The organism is Paenibacillus sp. GD4, from assembly GCF_030846225.1.
In the GTDB taxonomy this organism is placed as follows: Bacteria; Bacillota; Bacilli; order Paenibacillales; family NBRC-103111; genus Paenibacillus_G; species Paenibacillus_G silviterrae.
This window is the reverse complement of sequence record NZ_JAVCYK010000001.1, coordinates 1,726,615-1,748,423: the sequence shown is the minus strand read 5'-3', so window position 1 is coordinate 1,748,423 and position 21,809 is coordinate 1,726,615. Positions and strand designations below refer to the sequence as shown.

Here is a 21,809-nt window from a genome sequence, read left to right as displayed (position 1 = left end):
AGCCATGAGCTCATACTGGAGGAGGAATATGATGAAACGCAAGCTGAAACAAGCTGTTGCCCGCTCGTTAGCCATTTCCATGCTCGCGGCGTCGGCAGCGAACGGATTGTTACCTGCGCAGGAGGTTAGAGCGAATGCTCAGGCACCGTCTATTTTGATTACGGAGCTCGTACCGGACTCAGAGAACATAGACACCAACGACGGCTATGAGTATATCGAGCTTTACAATGCGACGGATCAAGTCATGGATTTGACAGGACATAAAATTCGTGTCGCTACCAACAATGGAGCTACATTTAAATGGGAGAGCGTTCTGCCGGGGGCGGTTATGGTTCCTCCGCGAGGAACCATTCTGATCTGGACGCAATTGAAAGCGATCTCGTCTTCACCGTTGGCAACCAAGGATAAATTCAGAGCGAATTACGGGGTGACTGCAGCCGAGCTCAGTGATGACCAAATGATAGTGCTGCCGAATGTTTCCGGACTATACAACGGAACCTCCACCGATAAGGATATTGTCGTATCCCTAGTAAGTCCTCAGGATCAAGTGATGGTTAATGCAACCTATTATGTGAACGGAATTGATGATACCTTCAAAAATAACGGGATATCTTTTAAACAGCCTGCTTCCGGTTTGGCCATGATCCATAACGGCGGCAATAAAACGGCCACGCCGGGGACTCTTATCTCCGAGGAAGTAGCGGGTACAAGACCTTCCGGACTGACCATCGACGGGGCGGATCGAAGCCTTACACTCTCGTGGCCGCCTGTCAGCGACCCGAACGTAAGCGGTTATCGCATTTATTCCCGAGACGGCCTTGGGCCGGTAACGGTGAGCGGGTCGACCTATTCGCATACCTTTACGAACTTGACGAACGGTACCCCGTATTCGTTCTCTCTCTCATCGGTTTACGCCGACGGCAACGTATCTCCCGCCTCCGCGGTGGTAACGGCGAAGCCGGGCATTCCTCCGGCAATCCCTTCGGCGCCGATCGGCTTACGGGCTTTGCCCCGCGACGGAGCGGTTCGTCTGAGCTGGGATGCATCCACGGAGCTTGGAGTGGCGGGCTACCGCGTGTTCAAGAATGGTGCATTGCTGGAAAATCTGACGGCTAGCAATACCTATACCGCTTCAGGCCTGCCGAACGGACAAACCGTGACCTTCTCCGTTTATACCGTCAACGAGCTGGGTCAAACCTCTACATTACCGTCTGTCGTTACAGCGAAGCCGCAGGCAGCGCCGGCGGTTCTGGTTACGGAAATGGCCCCGAACACGAAGAACTCGGACTACAAAACAGGCGGGACGGATGCCTTTGAATTCATCGAGCTGCATAATACGACGGATGCCCCGTTAAACCTGAAGGGCTTTACGTTGAAATATATCGCAGGTTCGACCATTTATCCTTATCTCATTGAACAGGACAAGGTCATTGCACCGCAGGGAACTTTCATCATCTGGTTTAAAAATACCGCTCTACAGCATTTGGGCCTATCCGAATTCAATACTGCGTATGGGACGAGCATCACCGAAGAGCAGCTCCACTTCGTCGTCAACGGCGGCATGTCCAATACCGCTGCACGGCGTGTGCAACTGTTAGACCCGGACAATATCGTGCTGACGGACACGACCTACCAGCCGGAGGACGTCGGAGAGAGCATCACCGCCAACTTCGTGCCGGACCGCAATAACGGCGTCGTATCGGCGGAGCGCTTCTCCAAGCCGGCGAATCCGGGTTACCTCTATCCGGTTCAGAAGGCGGCGGATCCCTTCGACCTGGCCCCGCCTGCGGCTCCTTCGGGCGTACAGGTAATCGCGGGAGTCGGCGGCGTGAAGGCTGCTTGGAGCGATGCACTGGAGACGGATGTCGCTTACGTGAAAGTGTATGTTGACGGCAGCGAGCGCGCCAAGCTGCTGATGCCGGAGACGGAAGCGGTCATCGAGGGGCTGGACAACGGGAAAGCCGTATCGGTTCAGCTATCGACAGTGGATACGGCAGGCCGCGAATCTGCTCGTACCGCACCGGTCACGGTCACGCCTACCATGGATTCGCTTCCGGCGCTGATGATTACCGAGGTCGTGCCGGATACGTGGAACACGGAGCCGTTGGAAGCACGCGATGTTTACGATGCATATGAATATATCGAGCTGTATAACCAGAGCTCGCAGCCGATCGATATGAACGGCAAAACCGTTCGATTCACCCAGCCGGACGATGCTACGAAGAGCTGGTCCTGGACCTTTAGCCAGTCTACGGTGATCAAGCCGAAGCAGACGGTGGTCTTCTGGGTGCGTCCGAATGGGCTGGGCTACCTGAAGCCGGATGGCTTTAACTTCTTCTACAACGGATTCCAGGAAGCCAAATACGTTCCGGAAACGGAGATCGTTCTGGCCGACGGTGCAGCCGGACTGAATAACAGCGGCGGCATTATCGACATCGTGGAGCCGGATGGAACGGTAGTGGTGACAGCCCAATATAAGGCAGGCCAATTCCAAGAGAAAAAGGGCATTTCCTTCGCCTACCCTATGTTCGGGGGCAAGGACATGCGGACGTATGCAACGATTGAAACGGGAACGCCGGGAACCGTAACTACGGCGCAGATCCCGCGGGTAACCTCCGATGACAAGACGGCGCCTGCTGCTCCTCAGGGCTTCCAGGCGGTAGCCGGAGCAGGCGAAGCGACCCTCAGCTGGCAGCCGAGTCCTGACGCCGATGTGGCCGGATATCGTGTCTACATGAACGGACAGCTGGAGCTGACGCTTCCATCAACTGCGTCCTCCTATCGTGTGCCGGGGCTGAATGGCGCCATGACCGTCAGCTTCGAGCTGAGCGCAATCGATACATCCGGCAACGAGTCGCAGCGGGTGACCGCATCGGCCAAGCCGACCTACGCCATCATGACGCAGGAGGAACGGCAGTCAAGCCCTGCCAATGCGCTTACCGAATCAAGATATCAAGCCGCATGGGATGTCGGCGGGAAAGGCCCGATCATTCCGGGACTGGTCCAGGGCCATGTTCCGCAGGGAATGTCCTACTATAAGGACGATACCCGCGAATGGATTCTCATGGCAGCCTACCACTTCTCGGGGGACCCGAGTACAATGGCGGTTGTCGATGCGAAGACAGGAGAGCTGGTGAAATATGTTCATCTGAAAAATGCCGACGGCTCCGTCTACATAGGCCATGCCGGCGGTGTAGCGGTAAGCAAGGAGAACGTATGGCTTTCCTCCGGGAAAAAGATGCACCGACTGCCGATTCAGGCACTAATCGATGCCCAGGACGGGGGCTTCGCTACCTTCGCCGATGCGTTCGATGTCGTGACGAATTCTTCTTTTGCCGCATATCATGACGGAATTCTGTGGGTGGGAGAGTATAGCAACCCGCCTTCCTACACGACGAATCCTGAGCATAAGCTGGACAACCGTCAAGGGGAGGCGCATTTGGCCTGGATTGCAGGGTATCCGCTAGGGCAAGACGATCTGCTGCCTGCAAACACACCGACGGTGCTGGAAGAGAAAGTGAATAAGGCCGTACCGACCTACATCATGAGTATCGGGGATAAAATCCAAGGTGTAGAATTCCACGGAGATGAAGTCCTGCTAACGTACAATCACGGTCGTCCGTATAATCGAATTTTGCGTTATGCGATGCCGAAATTGAATGAACTTGCTTCGAAGCAGACGGAGGTAGCCCTTGGGGGAGTGAATGTCCCGGTATGGATGCTGGACGCACAGAACTTTACCGGCTCCATCGACGTTCCGACGGGCTCGGAGAACCTGTTTATCCGGACAGAGGATGGAAGAGATCAGCTGTATGTGAACTTTGAGTCCGGAGCTAACCACATGAGGCACATGTCCTCTTACTCCATGGATCGCTTGCTTCGCCTGGATCTGGCCATGATGCGCGCTTATGACAGCCGTACCCTGCAGGGAATTCCGGCCGAGCTGAACGTCGGCGCGGAAGCGCAGGCGACCGTCCTGGCTGACAGAGGCAAGCGCGATGCCGAGAACGTGACCTTAGCTTATACATGGACCAGCAGCGATCCGTCCGTTGTACAGGTAACGGCAGACGGACGCGTGAAGGGATTGAAGTCCGGGACGGCCACCATTACGGCGCAGTCCGGAACCAGTGTACTGACGGCTTCCGTTCAGGTGGCTAAGCCGGATGCCATTCGCGTCGTGCTGCCGGAAAACGGCCGGATGACGGAAGGCACGACCTATCAGCTGGCCGTGAAGGCTGTATATAACGGCGGCTTCGAGGGAGATGCCACGGCTCAGGCGGCTTACGCCGTTAAGGAAGGCTCGGGCTCGCTTGAAGTGAGCGGCACGGGACTGGTTCGCGCCAAGAAGCCGGGTGCGGGCATACTGCTCGTTACGTTTGAAGGATATACGCTGGAGCTCAAGGTGATTGTGAGCCCGGAGGAAGCCGGAGGCGGCGATGACAGCGGCAGCATGGTGCCTGGCAACAGCGGCGCAGTCGGCCCGGCTGCCCTGACCGCTCCAAGCCAGCCTGCGCAGCAGGTGCTTACGGCGGAGGCGTTGAAGCCGGAAGCGGGTGTTATCGCGGTCAAGCTGGACGAGCGGCAAACTGAACTGGCTATTACCCGGGACATTTTGCAGCAGCTAAGCACGACCCCGCTCGTTGTGGAGCAGGGGAATACACGGTTGACACTGCCTGCAGCTTCATTAAAGGATGCAGCAGAAGGAACGGCGGTGACCAAGCTGCATATTGAGCTCAAGCCTACGGATGCCCCGGCTCTCTCTAAGGAGATGAAGCCTGCGGCAAAAGCCTTTACCTTCGGCTTATCTTTTGCCCAAGAGGATGGTACGAAAACAGCCTTGAAGCCGCTCGATCGACCGGCAAAGGTTAGCGTTCCCGTGGAAAGCCAGGGTGATTCGCGCCTGTTAGGACTGTATGCGATCCAGCCGGACGGCTCGGCTGTCTATGTGGGCGGCAACGTGAAGGACAACGTATTAACGGCTGAGCTGAATGCAGCGGGAACCTATGCCGTGCTTGAATTCAACAAGTCGTACACCGACGTTCAGGACGGACACTGGGCTAACGAGGCCTTGAAGGTATTGGCAGCCAAGCATGTGGTCCAAGGGGTTTCCCAGGATGCGTTCGCACCGAATGCGCCGGTGACCCGGGCGGAATTCACGGCGCTGCTCGTACGTGCCTTCGGCCTTACTGCGCAAGGAACAAGCAGCTTCACGGACGTAAGCGGCGATGCATGGTACAGCGGAGCTATTCAGGCCGCTGCGGCCAGCGGACTGATTGAAGGCGTCGAAGCCGGTCGCTTCGCGCCGAATGAGCCGGTCACCCGCGAGCAGATGGCCGTGCTGCTGGTACGCGCATGGGAGAAGAGTGTAGGCAACCTGGAGCCCGGGGACGCCGGATTGTTCCAGGACGCGTCGAGCCTCTCCGGCTGGGCGTCCGAGGCGGTAGCCAAAGCGCGTCAGGCGGGCTTACTCAGCGGGAAGGACGGAGACCGCTTCGACCCGTCGGCAGTAGCTACCCGTGCCGAGAGTTCGCAGGCCATTTTCAACGCGTTGTTTAAATAAGGCAGATTGCTTGAGCGGCCCTTCGGGGCCGTTTTTTCATGCACGAATCTGAGTCTTGGGGATAAGCTCGCAAGGCCTCGCGAACAGACAATAGGCCCCTGCACATATTCGGGCGGACGGGATATCCACCCATCCCAAAACCTCCCGCTAGGCATAGGATATAGCGTAAGGTACAAACAAAAAAAGGGAGGACGATAGCATGACACACGTAGGCGGCTGGACATCGACAGGGGCGATCCTGGTTCTGTTCATACTTTTGGTAATCATCACTCGCACGATTCTTGTGTAATGAAAAAGGCAGCCGGAAGGCTGCCGTTTTACATAAGGTAATTTCGGATATAACGGAGACGACCGTTTTCGTATCGAAAGATCTCAGGCTTCTTCTCACGGGATAGGTAATCAACAGCAAAAACTTGCGTTTCCGGCATAAAGGTTACCGCCATAGCGTCCAGTTCCCGGTTTAGCGATGCGACAAGAAGCTGGCCCTGTTCCATGCGAAGTATGCTCGTCTCCGCAAGCGTCCCTACAGAGGTGACAAGCTCTGCAACGCCATCGCCGTCCAGATCCGTTTCCACGGCGTGGGCTTCGAGGTTCAGCCATACGCTTGGGATATGGTGCTCTACAGTTAGATAACGGGTTAGGGGGCAGTTTGCACCGCAGGCACCGGTCAGCCGTATGGTACTCTTTCCCAGAGCGCCGCTTGAAGTGACGTCTACAGGGGAGCTGGCAAGGTCCCCGTAAGAAACCGGTCCGACATCATACAGAACGGGATCTCCTTCGGACTGAAAGCCTGCGTATACCCATGGCTCAGTATCGTTCTGTTTTTTGAAGAGGATCATTTTTCCTGTAGCAATAGGTGTTTCGGAAAGGAACATAAGAGAATCCGCTGAAGCAACCGGCGTAACGGCTTGGGGCACAGATGCTTCATAAGGCCGGAAGGTGAGGGCAATCACCCGGTTCTCAGCGGCGGGAGTCATCCGTATTAGGACAAGCAAGCACACCATACAGAGAAAGCAACAGGCGGCCGATAGGATCAACCAACGAGAAACATACGGACGAATATACCGCCGACGGTGTGAAGTAAGTCCCATACTGCATCGTCTCCTCTGGAAGTTTGTTTGTTTTTATTCTAAATTAGTAGCAATACAACAATCAATAAACCAGGAGGCCATGATATCGCATGATCAACATCCTATTCGTATGCCTAGGCAACATTTGCCGTTCACCAATGGCGGAGGCGGTGTTTCGTAAGAAGGTCCGGGAGGCGGGGCTGGAAGATCGCATCCGGATCGATTCTGCGGGGACAGGGAGCTGGCATATCGGCAAGCCGCCGCATGAGGGGACAAGGAGGATTCTGAAGCAATACGGTATCGACACGACGGGGATGAAGGCGCGTCAGGTAGGTGCCGAGGACTTTCGGGATTATCAGTACATCATCGCGATGGACAGCAGCAATGTGAGGAATCTGGAGGCAATTGCTCCTTCCGGACACGGGGCGGAAGTGAGGAAGCTGCTGGATTGGGCTCCCAATGCGGGTGTCACGGATGTTCCCGATCCGTACTATACCGGCAACTTCGAGGAGGTATACAAGCTGGTCGATGAGGCGTGTGATACGCTGCTCAGCTATATTCGCGAACGAGAAAAGGTGTAGCCATGTCAGCTTGCAGCGAATATAATGAAATTATAAATAGTCGAAAAAATCTGAAAATTCAACAAGCGTACCGATCGATCAAAGGGGGCCGGGGGCATGAGCCAAAAATCCTCAAAAGACGTGATTCGGCAAACGCAGCAGTACGGCGCACACAATTATCATCCGCTGCCGCTAGTCATTGCCAAGGCAGAGGGGGTGTGGGTGGAGGATCTGGAAGGGAAACGGTATATGGATTTCCTCAGCTCCTATTCCGCGCTGAATCACGGCCATCGGCATCCGAAAATTATCGATGCTTTAGCCCGGCAGGCGGCTAAGGTGACATTAACTTCCCGCGCCTTTCATAATGAATATTTAGGAGAGCTTTATGAGAAGCTTCATAAACTGACCGGCAAAACGCACTTTCTCCCCATGAATACCGGTGCCGAAGCTGTTGAGACGGCGATCAAGGCAGCTCGGCGCTGGGCCTATCGAAAGAAAGGCGTACCGAAGGATCAAGCTCAGATCATCGTATGTGAGAACAACTTTCACGGACGCACCACTACCATTACCTCATTTTCCACGAATTCTTCCTACCAGGACGGCTTTGGGCCGTTCACGCCCGGCTTCACCGCTGTTCCCTATGGGGATGCGGAGGCGCTGCGGCAAGCCATCACTCCACACACAGCAGCATTTCTGGTCGAGCCGGTGCAAGGGGAGGCGGGCATCGTGCTCCCCCCCGACGGTTACTTGAAAGATGTATCCCGCATTTGCCGGGATAACGGCATCTTGCTTATCGCCGATGAAATTCAGACCGGCCTGGGCCGAACCGGGGCTCTCTTTGCCTGTGACCATGAGCAGGTGGTGCCCGACATGTACATTCTCGGCAAATCGCTCGGTGGCGGTGTGCTGCCGGTGTCGATGGTCGCTGCAGATCATGACGTTCTGCAGGTGTTCGATCCGGGGTCGCACGGCTCCACGTTCGGAGGCAATCCCCTTGCCTGTGCCGTTGCCCTAGCTTCCCTGGAAGTGCTGGAGGATGAAAAGCTCCCTCAGAACTCCCGTACGCTAGGTGCTTATTTGTTAGCTCAGCTGCAGGCAAAAGGAGTAGCCGGACTGCCTTGGGTCAAGGACATCAGGGGACGGGGATTGTTTGTCGGAATCGAGCTGGATCGCCCGGCGAGACCGTTTTGCGAGAAGCTGATGCAGCAAGGGCTTCTCTGCAAGGAAACGCATGACACGATCATCCGGTTAGCACCGCCGCTCATCATCACGAAGCAGGAGCTGGATTTTGCTTTGGAACGCATTGTAGAAGTGCTCTCTGAACAACCGGTATGGTGATAGCGAGGCAAAAGGCATACAGAGACGGAGGGACTATGCTTATGATCGATTATCGTCCGGAACCGCTAACGAATTTTAAAGCCGCACGGGAGGAGGAGGCGCTTGCCAAGGCGCTGGCGGGAGTGCAAGCTCAGCTCGGTCGGGACTATCCGATTGTGCTCGGTGGCCGAGCCTGCGAGACGGGGGAATGGATCGTATCGCGCAACCCCTCCCGGCATTCGGAGGTCGTGGGCCGCGCAGCTAAGGCGAACTTGGCGCTTGCGGAGCAGGCGATACAGGAGGCACATCGCACGTTTGCAGCCTGGTCGCAGGTGAAAGCGGAGGTGCGCGCGGATGTTCTCTTCAAAGCGGCGGCTATCCTGCGTAGGAGAAAGCATGAATTTTCCGCTTGGATGATGCTTGAGGCGGGCAAGAACCGGGTCGAGGCTGATGCGGACACGGCGGAAGCGATCGATTTCATGGAATATTACGCGCGGCAAATGCTCGAGCTGGACGGCAGAGGAGCGGCGAAGCTGGTGCATGTGCCGGGCGAACGGAGCCAGCTCGTGTACCTGCCGCTCGGTGTCGGTATTGTCATTCCGCCGTGGAACTTCCCGCTGGCGATTCTGGTAGGCATGACTACTGCTGCAGTGGTAGCGGGGAACACGGTGGTGGTGAAGCCCTCCAGCCAAACGCCGATCATTGCCGCAAGGTTCGTGTCCCTGCTGGCGGAGGCCGGGCTGCCGGATGGCGTTGTGCAATTTCTGCCGGGGAGCGGCGCAGAGATCGGGGATTATCTCGTGGCGCACAAGCTGACGCGGTTCGTTTCGTTCACCGGCTCCCGTGAAGTCGGTGTGCACCTGCATAAGCTGTCGGCCGAGGTACAGCCGGGGCAAATATGGCTCAAGCGTTACGTCGGGGAGCTTGGAGGCAAGGACGCGATCATCGTCGACGAGGACGCGGATCTTGAGGAGGCTTCGGCCGGGATCATCGCCTCCGCTTTCGGCTTCTCCGGGCAGAAATGCTCCGCCTGCTCCAGGGCTATTATTCACCATGCGGTGTACGACGAAGTGTTGGAACGGTGCCGAGTGCTGTCGGAGCAGCTCAAGCTGGGGCCGGCGACGGATGCGGCGAGTGATCTTGGGCCGGTGATCGACCGGGCCGCTTACCGCAAAATCGTCGGCTATATCGAAGCAGGCCGGCAGGAAGGACGATTACTTACCGGCGGGACCTATGCGGACGATATCGGCTACTATATCGCACCTACCATTTTCGCCGATGTGGCTCCGGGCGCTAGGCTGATGCAGGAGGAAATTTTCGGGCCGGTGCTCGCGTTCACTAGCGCAGGTTCCTTCGAAGAAGCGCTGCAGATCGCCAATTTCTCCGATTACGGGCTTACCGGTGCCGTGTATACGAACAACCGGGAGAACATAGAACGGGCGAAGGCCGCTTTTCACGTGGGAAATCTGTATATCAATCGGAAATGTACAGGGGCTACTGTCGGCGTCCATCCATTTGGCGGGTTCAACATGTCGGGCACCGATTCCAAGGCCGGCGGTCCGGACTATTTGCTGTTATTCACTCAACCCAAGCTGATCGCTGAGCGTTTATAGCCGCTCGCCGCAGCCCATGTTTGTTTCACACGAGGAGGCAGACGTTTATGGGAATCGAGCTTTTGTATCGACAAATGGTACTGTCCGTGGCAGGTCATCCCCGCATTCGCGGCTGGATGGAGAAGCGTGGGATGGCTTGGGGCGTGCGGCGGTTTGTGGCGGGCAATACGCTCGCAGAGGCACTGGAGCAGGTCCAGCGGTTAAACAAGGCAGGGCTGATGGCGACGCTGGATTATCTTGGAGAGAGCGTGTATGAACGGGAGCAGGTCACGGTCGTTCGTGAAGAAATCCTAAGGATGCTGGAGGAGCTCGATCGGCTGAAGCTTCAGGCTAATGTATCGCTCAAGCTGTCGCAGCTGGGGCTCATGATCGACGAATCGTTATGTCTAGAGCAGATGGAGGTCATTGTGGGGCGGGCGCGGCAATACGGGGGCTTTGTTCGGATCGACATGGAGGATTCCTCGCTTACGGATGCGACGCTTCGGGTGTTCACGCGGCTGCTGGCTGAGTACGGCAGGGAGCATGTAGGAACGGTGATTCAATCCTATCTTTACCGGTCCTATGCGGATGTGGACTGCTTGAGCTCCCTGCGGGCGAATCTGCGCATTGTGAAGGGGGCCTACAAGGAGCCGCGGGAAATCGCCTATGCTAGCAAGAAGGACGTCGACGACAATTATTTTGAGCTGGTGCGGCTGTGTCTCGACCGCAAAAGGTATGTTGCGGTAGCGACGCATGACCGCAAGCTGATCGAACGAGTGATCCGGTATGCGAAGGACAAAGGAGTTGCGCCGGATCGTTTCGAGTTTCAAATGCTATACGGCATCGCCGGTCAGCTGCAGCTGGAGCTGGCCGCCAAGGGCTATCGCGTTCGGGTATACACCCCTTATGGAGAGCAGTGGTATCCGTATTTCTCCCGCCGCATTGCGGAAAGGCCCGCCAACCTGTGGTTTGTGATCAAAGGACTTCTGCGGAGATAGAAGGGGGTGGGGACCAATGAATCCAGGCCGGAACCGAAGCGTTACCGTTCTTGGCGTTCCGATGGACCTCGGCGCGGATCGCCGCGGCGTAGATATGGGACCGAGCGCGATCCGATGTGCCGGACTTGAGCAGCGTCTTGCGGAGCTGGGGTATCAGGTACGCGATGAGGGCGATTTGATCGTCCGAAGAGCGAAGTCTCAGCCGGCGCAGGGTACGAACCTCAAATATTTATACGAAATCGCCCGAGTCAATGGAGAACTGTGCGAGCGCGTATCGCAAACCGTAGCTGGACAAAACTTCCCGCTGGTGATCGGGGGAGACCACAGCATTGCCATCGGCACGCTGGCCGGGCTGTCGCAGCACTACCCTCGGCTTGGCGTCATCTGGTACGATACGCACGGCGATGTCAACACGGCGGAGACATCTCCCTCCGGCAACATCCACGGGATGGCGCTGGCGGTTGCGATGGGCTACGGACACGAGCTGCTGACATCGATCGGCGGTCACATGAAATCGCCGATGGATCCGTCTCGCGTCGTTATCATCGGGGCGCGGTCGCTGGATCCGGGGGAGAAGCTGTTCCTGCGGAAGCTCGGGGTGAAGGTGTTCACCATGCACGAGATCGACCGGATCGGCATGACCCGCGTGATGGAGCAGGCGCTGCGCATCGTGACGAACGGAACGGACGGCGTCCACCTGAGCCTCGATCTGGACGCGCTGGACCCGTCGTTCGCCCCGGGCGTCGGCACTCCGGTGCCGGGCGGGCTCAGCTTCCGCGAGAGCCAGCTGGCGATGGAGATGATCGCCGAGGCCAATGTGCTCGTCGGCGCGGAGTTTGTCGAGGTCAATCCGATCCTCGACCATTTGAACTCCACCGCGAAGGTGGCGGTGGAGCTGGTCGGCTCGCTGTTCGGCGAGACGATTTTGTAGGGAGCCGGGGGCTCCCTTTTTTCGTTGAAGGCATGGATGTGGATGAACCTGGAGACATGAGCGCGCAATAATCGCACGAATGCAATTACATGCGCGCAAGACACCCAATTCGGCGCCGGCAATGGCAAAAATGCGATAAACGGGTGGATTCGGCCTGCGGAGAGAAGAAAGCGTGGGAATAATTGCACAGATGCGATTACATGCGAGCAAGACACCCCAATCGGCACCGGCAATGGCAAAAATGCGATAAACGGGAGGTTTCGGCCTGCGGAGAGAAGAAAACGTGGGAATAATTGCACAGATGCGATTACATGCGCGCAAGACACCCCAATCGGCACCGGCAATGGCAAAAATGCGATAAACGGGTGGATTCGGCCTGCGGAGAGAAGAAAGCGTGGGAATAATTGCACAGATGCGATTACATGCGAGCAAGACACCCCAATCGGCACCGGCAATGGCAAAAATGCAATGAAACGCGGCGTATGCTTACATTTAATAAACATTGCGTAAACCAACCGCCCCAAGGCCGGTTGGTTTTTTCATTCACATGAGCGGTTCACAATTGTATGGTAAAATGATGCAAAGCATACATTCGTGAATGGAGAGGGTCATCGTGATACGTTTGGCAGTCATTGGTACGAACTGGATTACAGAAGAATTTGTGAAGGCGGCGGAGGAAACCGGAAGGTTCGAGCTCACAGCGGTATACTCCCGTACGGAGGAGAAGGCGCGTGAATTTGCAGAGAAGCACCGGGCGCAGCACTTGTACTCAGATCTCGACGGGTTTGTACGGAGCGAGCACTTTGATGCAGTATATATAGCAAGTCCGAATTCCTTCCACGCTCAGCAGGCTGTTGCCTGCATGAAGCAAGGGAAGCACGTGCTGTGCGAGAAGCCTATCGCTTCGAATGCGGACGAGCTCAAGGCGATGATAGCGGCGGCGCGACAGAACGGCGTGCTGCTGATGGAAGCGATGAAGTCCACGCTGATGCCGGGCTTCGGGGCGATCCGCGAGCATCTGCCGAAGCTTGGCCGGATCAGGCGGTATTTTGCAAGCTATTGCCAGTATTCGTCACGGTACGATGCTTACAAGCAGGGGACCGTGCTGAATGCCTTTAATCCGGTGTTCTCCAACGGCTCGCTGATGGATCTCGGAATTTACTGCCTGTACCCGCTTGCCGTGCTGTTCGGGAAACCGGAGACGGTGAAGGCGAGCGGACTGCTGCTGGAATCCGGCGTGGACGGCGAAGGGAGCCTGCTGCTTGAGTACAAGGACATGGATGCCGTGATTATGCATTCGAAGATCAGCCATTCGTATCTCCCTGCCGAGATTCAAGGAGAGAACGGCACGATGCTGATCGACCGGATCAATCAGCCGAACAAGGTGGAAATCCGCTATCGTGACGGCAGGGCGGAGGAGCTGACCGTGCCGGTGGAGCATCATTCGATGTATTACGAGGCGCTTGAATTTGCCCGGTTAATCGGCGAAGGGCGGACGGAGTCCCAAGTGAACTCCCATACCAGTTCGTTGATTACGATGGAAATGATGGATGAAGCACGCAGGCAAATGGGGCTGGTATTTCCTGCGGACGCACGCTAGACTTTGACAAAAAAGTCCGGACCTCTTCGTAAAAGAGGAGCCGGACTTTCCCTTTTCCGCCTATAGATAAGAGCCGCCGCTTGCATCAATCAACTGCCCGGTGATCCAGCGGCTATCCGGGGAGGCCAGGTAGCCGGCAATGTCGGCAATGTCCTCCGGCTCTCCCCATCTCCCGAAGATGGAGAATTCCGCACCGAACTTTCTTGACGCCGGATCCTGCAGCATGGCGGCATTCATATCCGTAGCGACGAATCCCGGCAGGATCGCATTGACCGTAATGCCGCGGGGTCCCAGCTGCTTGGCTAACGTGAGGGTCAGCGTATTGATAGCCCCTTTCGTCATGCTATACGCGGCAATATCCGGTATGGCGATTCTCGTGACGGCGGAGGACAGGTTGATGATGCGCCCCTCCTCCCGCATCCGCGGCAATGCGTTCTGAATCAAATAGAAAGGAGCTTTCACATTTACCGAAAAAATTGTATCAAAAGCAGCCTCCGGAGTATTCTCTACCGAGCCGTAAAGGGCTATGCCCGCATTGTTTACGAGAATATCCAGGTGATGGCTGCCCACCCTTCCGCCCAGCTCCGCATCCATTGCTTCGAACAGCGTCTCCACTCCGCTTAACGTCTCCAGGTCGGCCCCCACTGCAAAGGCAGTCCCCCCGCTGTTTTCCAGCTCGCGCACCGTTTCCAGCGCAGCATCCCGGCTTTTGCCATAGTGAACGGCAACGATGGCCCCTTCCTGCGCCAATTTCCGTGCAATGGCTCGCCCTATGCCTCGTCCTGCTCCGGTAACTAAAGCAATCTTTCCTTTCAGCTTGCCCATTTCGTCATCTCCTCAAGGTTTGTTTTGGCCTTACCCCTTTGTTGTATCACGGTGCGACATTTGAAATGTTGCGCTCTCTTTCCAGAGCCCCAATCAGCACTCGCCTGGGAGCTTTCGAGATCTTGCTCTCTTATGGTTCGGGTCTTACGCGAGATACGGGGGTCAGGTATACTCCAAGATGAGGTGAAGAACATGAAGATACGTATGAAAAATCACGAGGCCCCTGTGTCTGAAAAGCAGTGGCGAGCGATCATCGATTGTGATTCGAGCTATGACGGCCTATTTATTTACGCTGTGCTGACGACAGGCATCTTTTGCAAGCCATCCTGCAGGTCCAGAGTGCCGAATCGAGGGAACGTGATTGTATTCGGGCATGCGGAAGAAGCACGGACTGCCGGATTTCGCCCGTGCAAGCGATGCAAGCCTACGGACCGCCTGGGCCCTATAGAGGACTGGGTTGCCCGAATTACGCAATATATCGATGACCACTACAAGGACCCGCTAACCTTAGAAGCCCTATCGTACCATTGCCATGGAAGCCCGTATCATCTTCAGCGCACCTTTAAGCGATGGAAGGGGATGACTCCAGGTGAATATATTCAAAGAACCAGAATTCGTAAGGCAAAGGAGCTGCTGGCCGGCTCGGATAAGCCCGTTGCGGAGATCGGAACCGCGGTAGGTATGCCGAGCGCCCCTTATTTCATCACACTGTTCAAGAGAAAAACGGGGTATACCCCTGCCGATTTCCGCAAGCTGCTTAGGGAAAAAACAAGGTAGGCACGTAATGAAACGATTGTAACATAGCGCTTGACATACCCTATTGGGGTATATTATGATAAACACATCGAAAACATACCCCGCAGGGGTATAAAACGATATCCAATAACCTATCCTAGAGAAGGAGTCGATGATCATGAATCAACACAAAGTAGATTTTCGTATAGAGGGTATGGGGTGCCAATCCTGTGTCGGCAAAATTGAAAGCAAATTGGGCACGCTGGACGGTGTCAGCTGCAAAGTGAATTTTGCCGAGAAGACAGCCCAAGTAACCATCACGGAAGGCGGGGCTTCGGAAGAGACCGTCCTCCAAACGATTCAAAGCATGGGCTACCAGGCCTCCCCTACCGATCGAAAGGAGTAAACATTCCCAATGAAGAAGCTCGGTAAAATAGCCGCAGTCACCCTGCTGTCCGCTGCGCTGCTTGCAGCATGCACGCCGAAGAAAGAGGAAGGGCATGACGCGCACGGGGCACACGCCGATCATGGTGCGGCAGGCCAGGCTATCGAAACGAAAGCAAGCTGGAAGCTGTCCGCGGCTCAGCCGCAGGCGAACCAGCCGACGAATATTGCAATCCAAATCAACGATGCCAAGGGGGCTCCTATCGAGAAGTTCGATGTAAGCCACGAGAAGCAGATGCACCTGATTGTGGTGAGCAAGGACTTGAGCTATTTTGACCACATTCATCCGGAATATAAGCAAAAGGGGCTCTTCGAGGTCGGCACGACGTTCCCGAAGAACGGGGAGTATAAGCTCATTGCCGACTTCGTTCCATCCGGAGGACAGCCGAGAACCGAAACGAACTGGATTCAAGTCGGCGCAGAGAAGCCGGCGGCCCCGGCTCCCATCAAGCCTGACAGCGGCATGACTCAGACGGCTCAAGGTATCGAGGTTACGTTAAGCTTCGATAAGCTTCAAGCGGGTCAGCCGGTACAAATGAATTTCTCGTTTAAGGATGCGAAGACGAAGGAGCCGATCAAGAACCTGCAGCCTTATCTCGGGGCGGTAGGCCATGTAGTCATCATCAGCGGCGATGTGGAGCAGTACATCCACAACCATCCGATTGATGAAAAGGCGACAGGTCCGGATGCCAGGTTCAGCACGAGCTTCCCGAAGAGCGGCGTCTACAAAATTTGGGGACAGTTTCAGCATAACGGCAAAGTATTCACTGTGCCTTACGTCGTCCAGGTGCCGTAAATGAAGGCTGTCGGAGTTGTCCTGTTCTATGGGGCCCTGCTGAGCCTCGCATACATACAGCAGGATCCTATCCTGCAATGGCTTCACAACGGCGAAAGGGGAGAGTGGCCGCTGGCACTGGCGCTAGCCACCTTCCTTGCCTTCGTGCCTGTCGTTCCGTTCGGCGTGGTCGGCGGAATCATGGGAGCCAAATACGGCCCGCTGCTCGGGGGCTTCATTAATACGGCGAGCTCTACCGCGGCGGCGGTGCTCATGTTCCTTTTCGTACGTTATGCGTTCAGGGAGCAGGGGCGCGTTTACCTGAGCCGATTCAAGCAGCTGGAGCGGTTTACCGTCCTTTTTGAACGAAATCCCTTCATGAGTATTCTCTTCGCCCGCTTAATACCTTTTATACCGGCAGCGGCCGTCAATATTTATTCCGCCATTAGCCGGACGCCGCTGATCACCTTCTTCACGGCCACGCTGATGGGCAAGGTGCCCGTCATGCTCGTTTTCGCCCTTGTAGGCGATCAGATGTTCACGAGCGCAGCCCGGACGCTGACGGTTGTGCTGATCTATGGAGCTTTCCTAGCTGTCGTATACGGCGGGTACCGGCTTTGGCACAAGACCAACAACGCAACTTCGTAAGGAGAGAATCACTATGTCTACGCCAGCAACCTCAACAACACGGCTTGGCCCGGGTAAGCAGACTGCCAAAGGGCTGTCGAAGCCGATGGTCATTTTTACATTCTTATTAGGTATCTTTATGGGAGCGCTTGACCACGGGATCGTCGGCCCGGCGCTCAGCTCCATTATGGCGGCCTACCAATTGAACTCCTCCTGGGGCGTATGGAGCTTCACGATCTACACTCTGCTGTTCGCCGTCAGCATTCCGGTACTCGGCAAGCTTTCGGACCGTTTCGGCCGCAAACAGATTTTTACCTTCGGCATCAGCACCTTCGCCATCGGCTCCGTCATTGCAGCCTTGGCTCCAAACTTTATCGTGTTTCTGCTGGGCCGGGCGGTACAGGCGATAGGTACCGGGGGGATCTTCCCGATTACCGCAGTTCAGATCGCGGTGTCGTACCCGCCTGACAAAAGAGGCAAGGCCATGGGCCTGATCGGGGTATTCTTCGGCATCGGCACGATTCTGGGACCGGTTCTCGGCGGCGTCATCATCACGTTCATGCAATGGCAATGGATTTTCCTGATCAATGTTCCGATTTCGCTGATCATCCTGGCGATGATCTCCCGGTTCCGTTCGGAGCAGCAGACGGTTCAAAAGCCGATCGATCTGGCCGGCATCGTCCTGCTGACACTGCTCATTCTTTCCTTGATGCTGGGCATCACACAAGCCAACGTCCGGTATCTTCTCGCGGCCGCAGTACTGCTGCCGGTCTTCCTGCTGATTGAACGGAAGCATCAGGATCCGGTGATGAATTTGAGCTATTTCACCCGGGCTAGAACGCTGACGTTGCTGCTGGCCTCGCTGCTTTCGGGCTTCGTTATGGCAACGGCTACGAACCTGCTTCCGTTGTATGGAGAAACGCTGCTCGGCCTGACCAAAGGGAATTCCGGCTTGACCGTAGCGCCTATGGCGGTATCTTCCATGATCGCCTCCTTAATTGCGGGATATATGGTAGATAAAATGGGCCCGCGCAGGGTGCTTCTCCTCGGGTTCGCGGTTTCGCTGTTAGGCGCAGGATCGCTGGCCTTCGCAGTCACTTCGGTTGCCTCCTTCGTTCTGACGATCATCGTGATGGGCTTCGGTGTCGGCATCATCATAGGCGCGCCACTGAATATGATGATACTGCAAGCGGTGGAGCCGAAGGAAACGGGATCGGCCGTCGGGTACTTAAGCTTGTTCCGTTCGGTAGGCTCGACCCTGGGCCCGACGATTGCCGGTCCGATGATCGCCTCGATGGCGCAAGGCTTCGCCGGGCTTTACTCTATTAGTGCTGCGGCTTCCATTGCGAGCATTGCGATGATTCTTATTTTCGTGAAGAAAAAAGTTTCGTAAAGCTATTTACATACGGGTGGGGGGTATGGTATATTGATGTTGCAAGGCTGGGAGGTGACATCGATGAGCGATGCAGGCGAGCATTGCTGCACAGCTTCTACGGAAGCCAGGCAGAGCCATCACTCCGATAAGATCAAGTCGAATTTGGCGACAAGGCTGAATCGGATCGAAGGACAAATTCGCGGTCTGAAGGGTTTGATTGAGAAGGATACCTATTGCGACGATGTGCTGAATCAGATCGCGGCCGTACAGTCGGCACTCACGAGTGTCGGGAGAATTTTGCTGGAGGGGCACATGCGAAGCTGTGTCGTGGAACGCATCCAAGCGGGAGATCGCGAGGTCGTCGACGAATTGATGATTACGATGAACAAATTAATGAAATAATACAATCATGGAGGGATTTGCTATGGAAAAGGTAACATTACAAGTAGAAGGCATGTCTTGCGATCATTGCGTTCGTGCTATTGAGGGAGCGTTGAAGGAAATCGGGGCGGCCGGGAAGGTCAATCTTGCGGCAAAAACCGTGGATGTGCAGTTTGATGCTGGGAAGGTAACGCTGGCTGCGGTGAAAGAAGCAATCGAGGATCAGGGCTACGATGTAGCGTAAGCCGGATTCCCGGCCTGGATAGCTGCGGTGAGGTTTAAGGTGATTTTATAACGTTACCGTCAGAATGCGATGAGAACTTTACTACGTAAGGTGATTAAATCATCTTTCAGTGGTTAGTCTGGGGCTTTGGCGGCGGATTAGCTTTGGATAAAGTTACTTTATAACGTTACGAGCATCAGCGGATTTGGAATTGACATATGTAAGATGAAGAAATAGCGTTAAGGTTTGAATAAAGAGATAGAGTGAGATTCAAGAAATTTTTTTTGCCGATTTGTATACCCCCCGCGGGTATTGGTTCAAGAGGAGGACAACGAGATGGAAAAACAGCTTACAGCAGAGGCGGAGCAGCAGCAATCGACGCTGCAGATTACGGGAATGACTTGCGCCGCATGCGCCAATCGAATCGAAAAGGGCTTGAATAAGGTGGAGGGCGTATCCCAGGCGACGGTGAACTTCGCTTTAGAGCAGGCATCCGTCACATTCGACCCTGCGAGAACGAATCTCGGTCAGGTTGAGCAGAAGATTCAAGCGCTTGGTTACGGTGTGGTTCGCGAGACGGCCGATTTTACCATAACGGGAATGACCTGTGCGGCCTGTGCGACCCGGATCGAGAAGGGCCTGAACAAGCTCGAAGGCGTAAAAGCAACCGTGAATCTGGCGCTGGAAACGGCTCATGTTGAATATAACCCGGCTGTGGTCTCTGTGAGCGATATGATCGCACGCGTGGAGAAAATCGGCTATAAAGCCGCTTTGAAGCAGGATCAGCTGGATACGGGCGACCGCCGTCAGAAAGAAATTCGCCGCCAGAAGCTCAAGCTGTTCGTTTCGGCACTGCTTTCGTTCCCGCTGCTGTGGGCGATGGTGAGCCATTTTTCCTTCACGTCGTTCATCTGGCTTCCGGATTTGTTCATGAACCCTTGGTTTCAATTCGCTCTGGCCACGCCCGTACAGTTCATTATCGGCAGACAGTTCTATATAGGCGCCTATAAGGCGCTTCGGAACGGCAGTGCCAACATGGATGTGCTGGTTGCGCTGGGAACGTCGGCCGCATACTTCTACAGCCTGTATCAGACGGTAGAGTTCAGCCGCGGCGGCAGCCACCACATGGTGGAGTTGTACTACGAAACAAGCGCAGTGCTGATTACGTTGATTTTGCTTGGCAAGTTGTTCGAGGCTCTCGCAAAGGGACGTTCCTCGGAAGCTATCAAAACGCTGATGGGTCTGCAGGCGAAGACAGCGGTTGTTATTCGGGACGGTCAAGAGCTGATCGTACCGGTGGAGCAGGTGCTGGCCGGTGACGTCGTAGTCGTCAAGCCGGGCGAGAAAATCCCGGTGGACGGCGAGGTGCTTCGCGGCGTATCCACGGTGGATGAATCGATGCTGACGGGAGAAAGCATCCCGGTTGAGAAGCGTGAGGGAGACTCCGTCATCGGTGCTACGATCAACAAGAACGGTATGCTGCAGGTGAAAGCGACGAAGGTCGGTAAGGAAACGGCCTTGGCACAGATCATTAAGGTGGTGGAGGAAGCCCAAGGCTCGAAGGCCCCGATTCAGCGGGTAGCGGACGTCATTTCCGGCATTTTCGTTCCGATTGTGGTAGGGATCGCTTTGGTCACATTCCTCATTTGGTACTTTATCGTAGAACCGGGCCATTTCTCAAGCGCATTGGAAAAAGCCATCGCCGTACTGGTCATCGCCTGCCCATGTGCATTGGGCCTAGCGACTCCGACGTCGATCATGGCGGGCTCGGGCCGCTCGGCGGAGCTGGGCGTACTGTTTAAGGGCGGGGAGCATCTGGAGGCTACGCACAAGATCGATGCCATTATTCTTGATAAAACAGGTACGGTAACGAAAGGCAAACCGGAGCTGACGGATGTGCTGGTGGAGCCTGATATCGAGGAAACAGCCTTCCTGCGACTGGTAGGCTCGGCCGAGAAAAATTCCGAGCACCCGCTGGCGGAAGCCATCGTTGCCGGAATTAAGGAGCAAGGCGTGGACCTGCCGGATTCGGAGCAGTTCGAGGCGATTCCCGGCTACGGCATTCGCGCTGTAGCGGAAGGCCGGGAGCTGCTGGTCGGCACCCGCAAGCTGATGGCCCGTTACGAGGTGGCCTTGCCTGAAGCCGCAGCTCAGCGGATGAGCGGGCTGGAGGAGTCGGGGAAGACGGCTATGCTCGTGGCTGTGGATGGGCGCTACGCCGGTATGGTAGCTGTGGCCGATACGATCAAGGAGACGTCCAAGGAAGCGGTAGCCCGATTGAAGCAGCTTGGCATCGAGGTCATCATGATTACCGGGGATAATGAGCGCACGGCCAAGGCGATCGCTGCCGAGGTCGGCATCGACCGGGTGCTGGCCGAGGTTTTGCCGGAAGGCAAAGCGGCGGAAGTCAAGAAGCTGCAGAATGCGGGCAAGAAGGTAGCGATGGTCGGCGACGGGATCAACGATGCTCCTGCGCTGGCTACGGCGGATATCGGGATGGCTATCGGAACTGGGACGGATGTGGCGATGGAGGCGGCCGACGTGACGCTGATGCGCGGCGATCTGAACAGCATCCCGGATGCGATCTTCATGAGCCGCAGGACGATGGTGAACATTAAGCAGAACCTGTTCTGGGCGCTGGCCTACAATGTCATCGGTATTCCGATTGCCGCGCTCGGGTTCTTGGCCCCTTGGCTTGCCGGAGCGGCGATGGCGCTCAGCTCGGTCTCGGTCGTATTGAACGCGCTGCGACTGCAGCGGGTGAAGCTGTAAAGCAAAGAGCCGTCATGGAAGTGC

Annotated in this window: 18 protein-coding genes; 16 read left to right on the top strand and 2 right to left on the bottom strand. The window is 55.9% G+C overall.

Features of this window, described 5'->3' with window-relative positions:
• Nucleotides 1-28: 28 nt before the first annotated feature.
• Nucleotides 29-5,560, top strand: coding sequence for a lamin tail domain-containing protein (locus tag RAC89_RS08230; RefSeq protein WP_306612946.1), 5,532 nt, complete (start codon nt 29-31; stop codon nt 5,558-5,560).
• Nucleotides 5,561-5,759: 199 nt separating this feature from the next.
• Nucleotides 5,760-5,849, top strand: coding sequence for a YjcZ family sporulation protein (locus RAC89_RS08225; protein WP_306612945.1), 90 nt, complete (start codon nt 5,760-5,762; stop codon nt 5,847-5,849).
• Between the two features lie 28 nt (nt 5,850-5,877).
• On the opposite strand, the gene RAC89_RS08220 is transcribed toward RAC89_RS08225, so the two are convergent.
• Nucleotides 5,878-6,537 carry a hypothetical protein gene (locus RAC89_RS08220; protein ID WP_306612944.1) on the bottom strand — a complete coding sequence of 220 codons (660 nt, stop codon included), beginning with the start codon at nt 6,535-6,537 and terminating at the stop codon, nt 5,878-5,880.
• 203 nt (nt 6,538-6,740) lie between these two features.
• Between RAC89_RS08220 and RAC89_RS08215 the strand changes: the two genes are divergently transcribed.
• The 6 genes from RAC89_RS08215 to RAC89_RS08190 all read left to right on the top strand — a co-directional run bounded on the left by RAC89_RS08215 (nt 6,741) and on the right by RAC89_RS08190 (nt 13,628).
• Nucleotides 6,741-7,211, top strand: coding sequence for a low molecular weight protein-tyrosine-phosphatase (locus RAC89_RS08215; RefSeq protein ID WP_306612943.1), 471 nt, complete (start codon nt 6,741-6,743; stop codon nt 7,209-7,211).
• 96 nt (nt 7,212-7,307) lie between these two features.
• The gene (locus RAC89_RS08210; RefSeq protein ID WP_306612941.1) at nt 7,308-8,528 is read left to right on the top strand and encodes an ornithine--oxo-acid transaminase; all 1,221 of its coding nucleotides are present in this window, start codon (nt 7,308-7,310) and stop codon (nt 8,526-8,528) included.
• Nucleotides 8,529-8,569: 41 nt separating this feature from the next.
• Nucleotides 8,570-10,120 (top strand): L-glutamate gamma-semialdehyde dehydrogenase, encoded by a 1,551-nt coding sequence (gene pruA / locus RAC89_RS08205; RefSeq protein WP_373429898.1) that lies wholly within the window; start codon nt 8,570-8,572, stop codon nt 10,118-10,120.
• A 47-nt stretch (nt 10,121-10,167) separates the two neighbouring features.
• Nucleotides 10,168-11,097 carry a proline dehydrogenase family protein gene (locus tag RAC89_RS08200; protein WP_306612937.1) on the top strand — a complete coding sequence of 310 codons (930 nt, stop codon included), beginning with the start codon at nt 10,168-10,170 and terminating at the stop codon, nt 11,095-11,097.
• Nucleotides 11,098-11,113: 16 nt separating this feature from the next.
• Nucleotides 11,114-12,028 (top strand): arginase, encoded by a 915-nt coding sequence (rocF, locus tag RAC89_RS08195; RefSeq protein ID WP_306612936.1) that lies wholly within the window; start codon nt 11,114-11,116, stop codon nt 12,026-12,028.
• Nucleotides 12,029-12,641: 613 nt separating this feature from the next.
• Complete coding sequence (locus RAC89_RS08190; RefSeq protein WP_306612935.1) at nt 12,642-13,628, top strand: Gfo/Idh/MocA family protein; 987 nt, start codon at nt 12,642-12,644, stop codon at nt 13,626-13,628.
• A gap of 60 nt (nt 13,629-13,688) precedes the next feature.
• Here the strand turns inward: RAC89_RS08190 and RAC89_RS08185 are convergent, their stop codons facing one another.
• On the bottom strand, nt 13,689-14,453 hold the full coding sequence (locus RAC89_RS08185) for an SDR family oxidoreductase (RefSeq protein ID WP_306612934.1): 765 nt from the start codon (nt 14,451-14,453) through the stop codon (nt 13,689-13,691).
• A 192-nt stretch (nt 14,454-14,645) separates the two neighbouring features.
• Here RAC89_RS08185 and RAC89_RS08180 point away from each other — a divergent pair, with 192 nt between their 5' ends.
• The 8 genes from RAC89_RS08180 to RAC89_RS08145 all read left to right on the top strand — a co-directional run bounded on the left by RAC89_RS08180 (nt 14,646) and on the right by RAC89_RS08145 (nt 21,785).
• Nucleotides 14,646-15,230: a bifunctional transcriptional activator/DNA repair enzyme AdaA gene (locus tag RAC89_RS08180; RefSeq protein WP_306612933.1), complete on the top strand. Its 585-nt coding sequence runs from the start codon at nt 14,646-14,648 to the stop codon at nt 15,228-15,230.
• Between the two features lie 136 nt (nt 15,231-15,366).
• Entirely contained in the window at nt 15,367-15,594 is a 228-nt protein-coding gene (locus tag RAC89_RS08175) for a cation transporter (protein ID WP_306612932.1), read from the top strand.
• A gap of 9 nt (nt 15,595-15,603) precedes the next feature.
• The gene (locus RAC89_RS08170) at nt 15,604-16,428 is read left to right on the top strand and encodes a hypothetical protein (RefSeq protein WP_306612931.1); all 825 of its coding nucleotides are present in this window, start codon (nt 15,604-15,606) and stop codon (nt 16,426-16,428) included.
• Nucleotides 16,429-17,055 carry a TVP38/TMEM64 family protein gene (locus RAC89_RS08165; protein ID WP_306612930.1) on the top strand — a complete coding sequence of 209 codons (627 nt, stop codon included), beginning with the start codon at nt 16,429-16,431 and terminating at the stop codon, nt 17,053-17,055.
• A 13-nt stretch (nt 17,056-17,068) separates the two neighbouring features.
• A complete protein-coding gene (locus RAC89_RS08160; protein ID WP_306612929.1) occupies nt 17,069-18,427 on the top strand; it encodes an MFS transporter in 1,359 nt (452 codons plus the stop codon).
• 63 nt (nt 18,428-18,490) lie between these two features.
• On the top strand, nt 18,491-18,811 hold the full coding sequence (locus RAC89_RS08155; RefSeq protein WP_306612928.1) for a metal-sensitive transcriptional regulator: 321 nt from the start codon (nt 18,491-18,493) through the stop codon (nt 18,809-18,811).
• A 22-nt stretch (nt 18,812-18,833) separates the two neighbouring features.
• The gene (locus tag RAC89_RS08150; RefSeq protein WP_284641863.1) at nt 18,834-19,034 is read left to right on the top strand and encodes a copper ion binding protein; all 201 of its coding nucleotides are present in this window, start codon (nt 18,834-18,836) and stop codon (nt 19,032-19,034) included.
• Nucleotides 19,035-19,349: 315 nt separating this feature from the next.
• The gene (locus tag RAC89_RS08145) at nt 19,350-21,785 is read left to right on the top strand and encodes a heavy metal translocating P-type ATPase (protein WP_306612927.1); all 2,436 of its coding nucleotides are present in this window, start codon (nt 19,350-19,352) and stop codon (nt 21,783-21,785) included.
• Nucleotides 21,786-21,809: the final 24 nt, after the last annotated feature.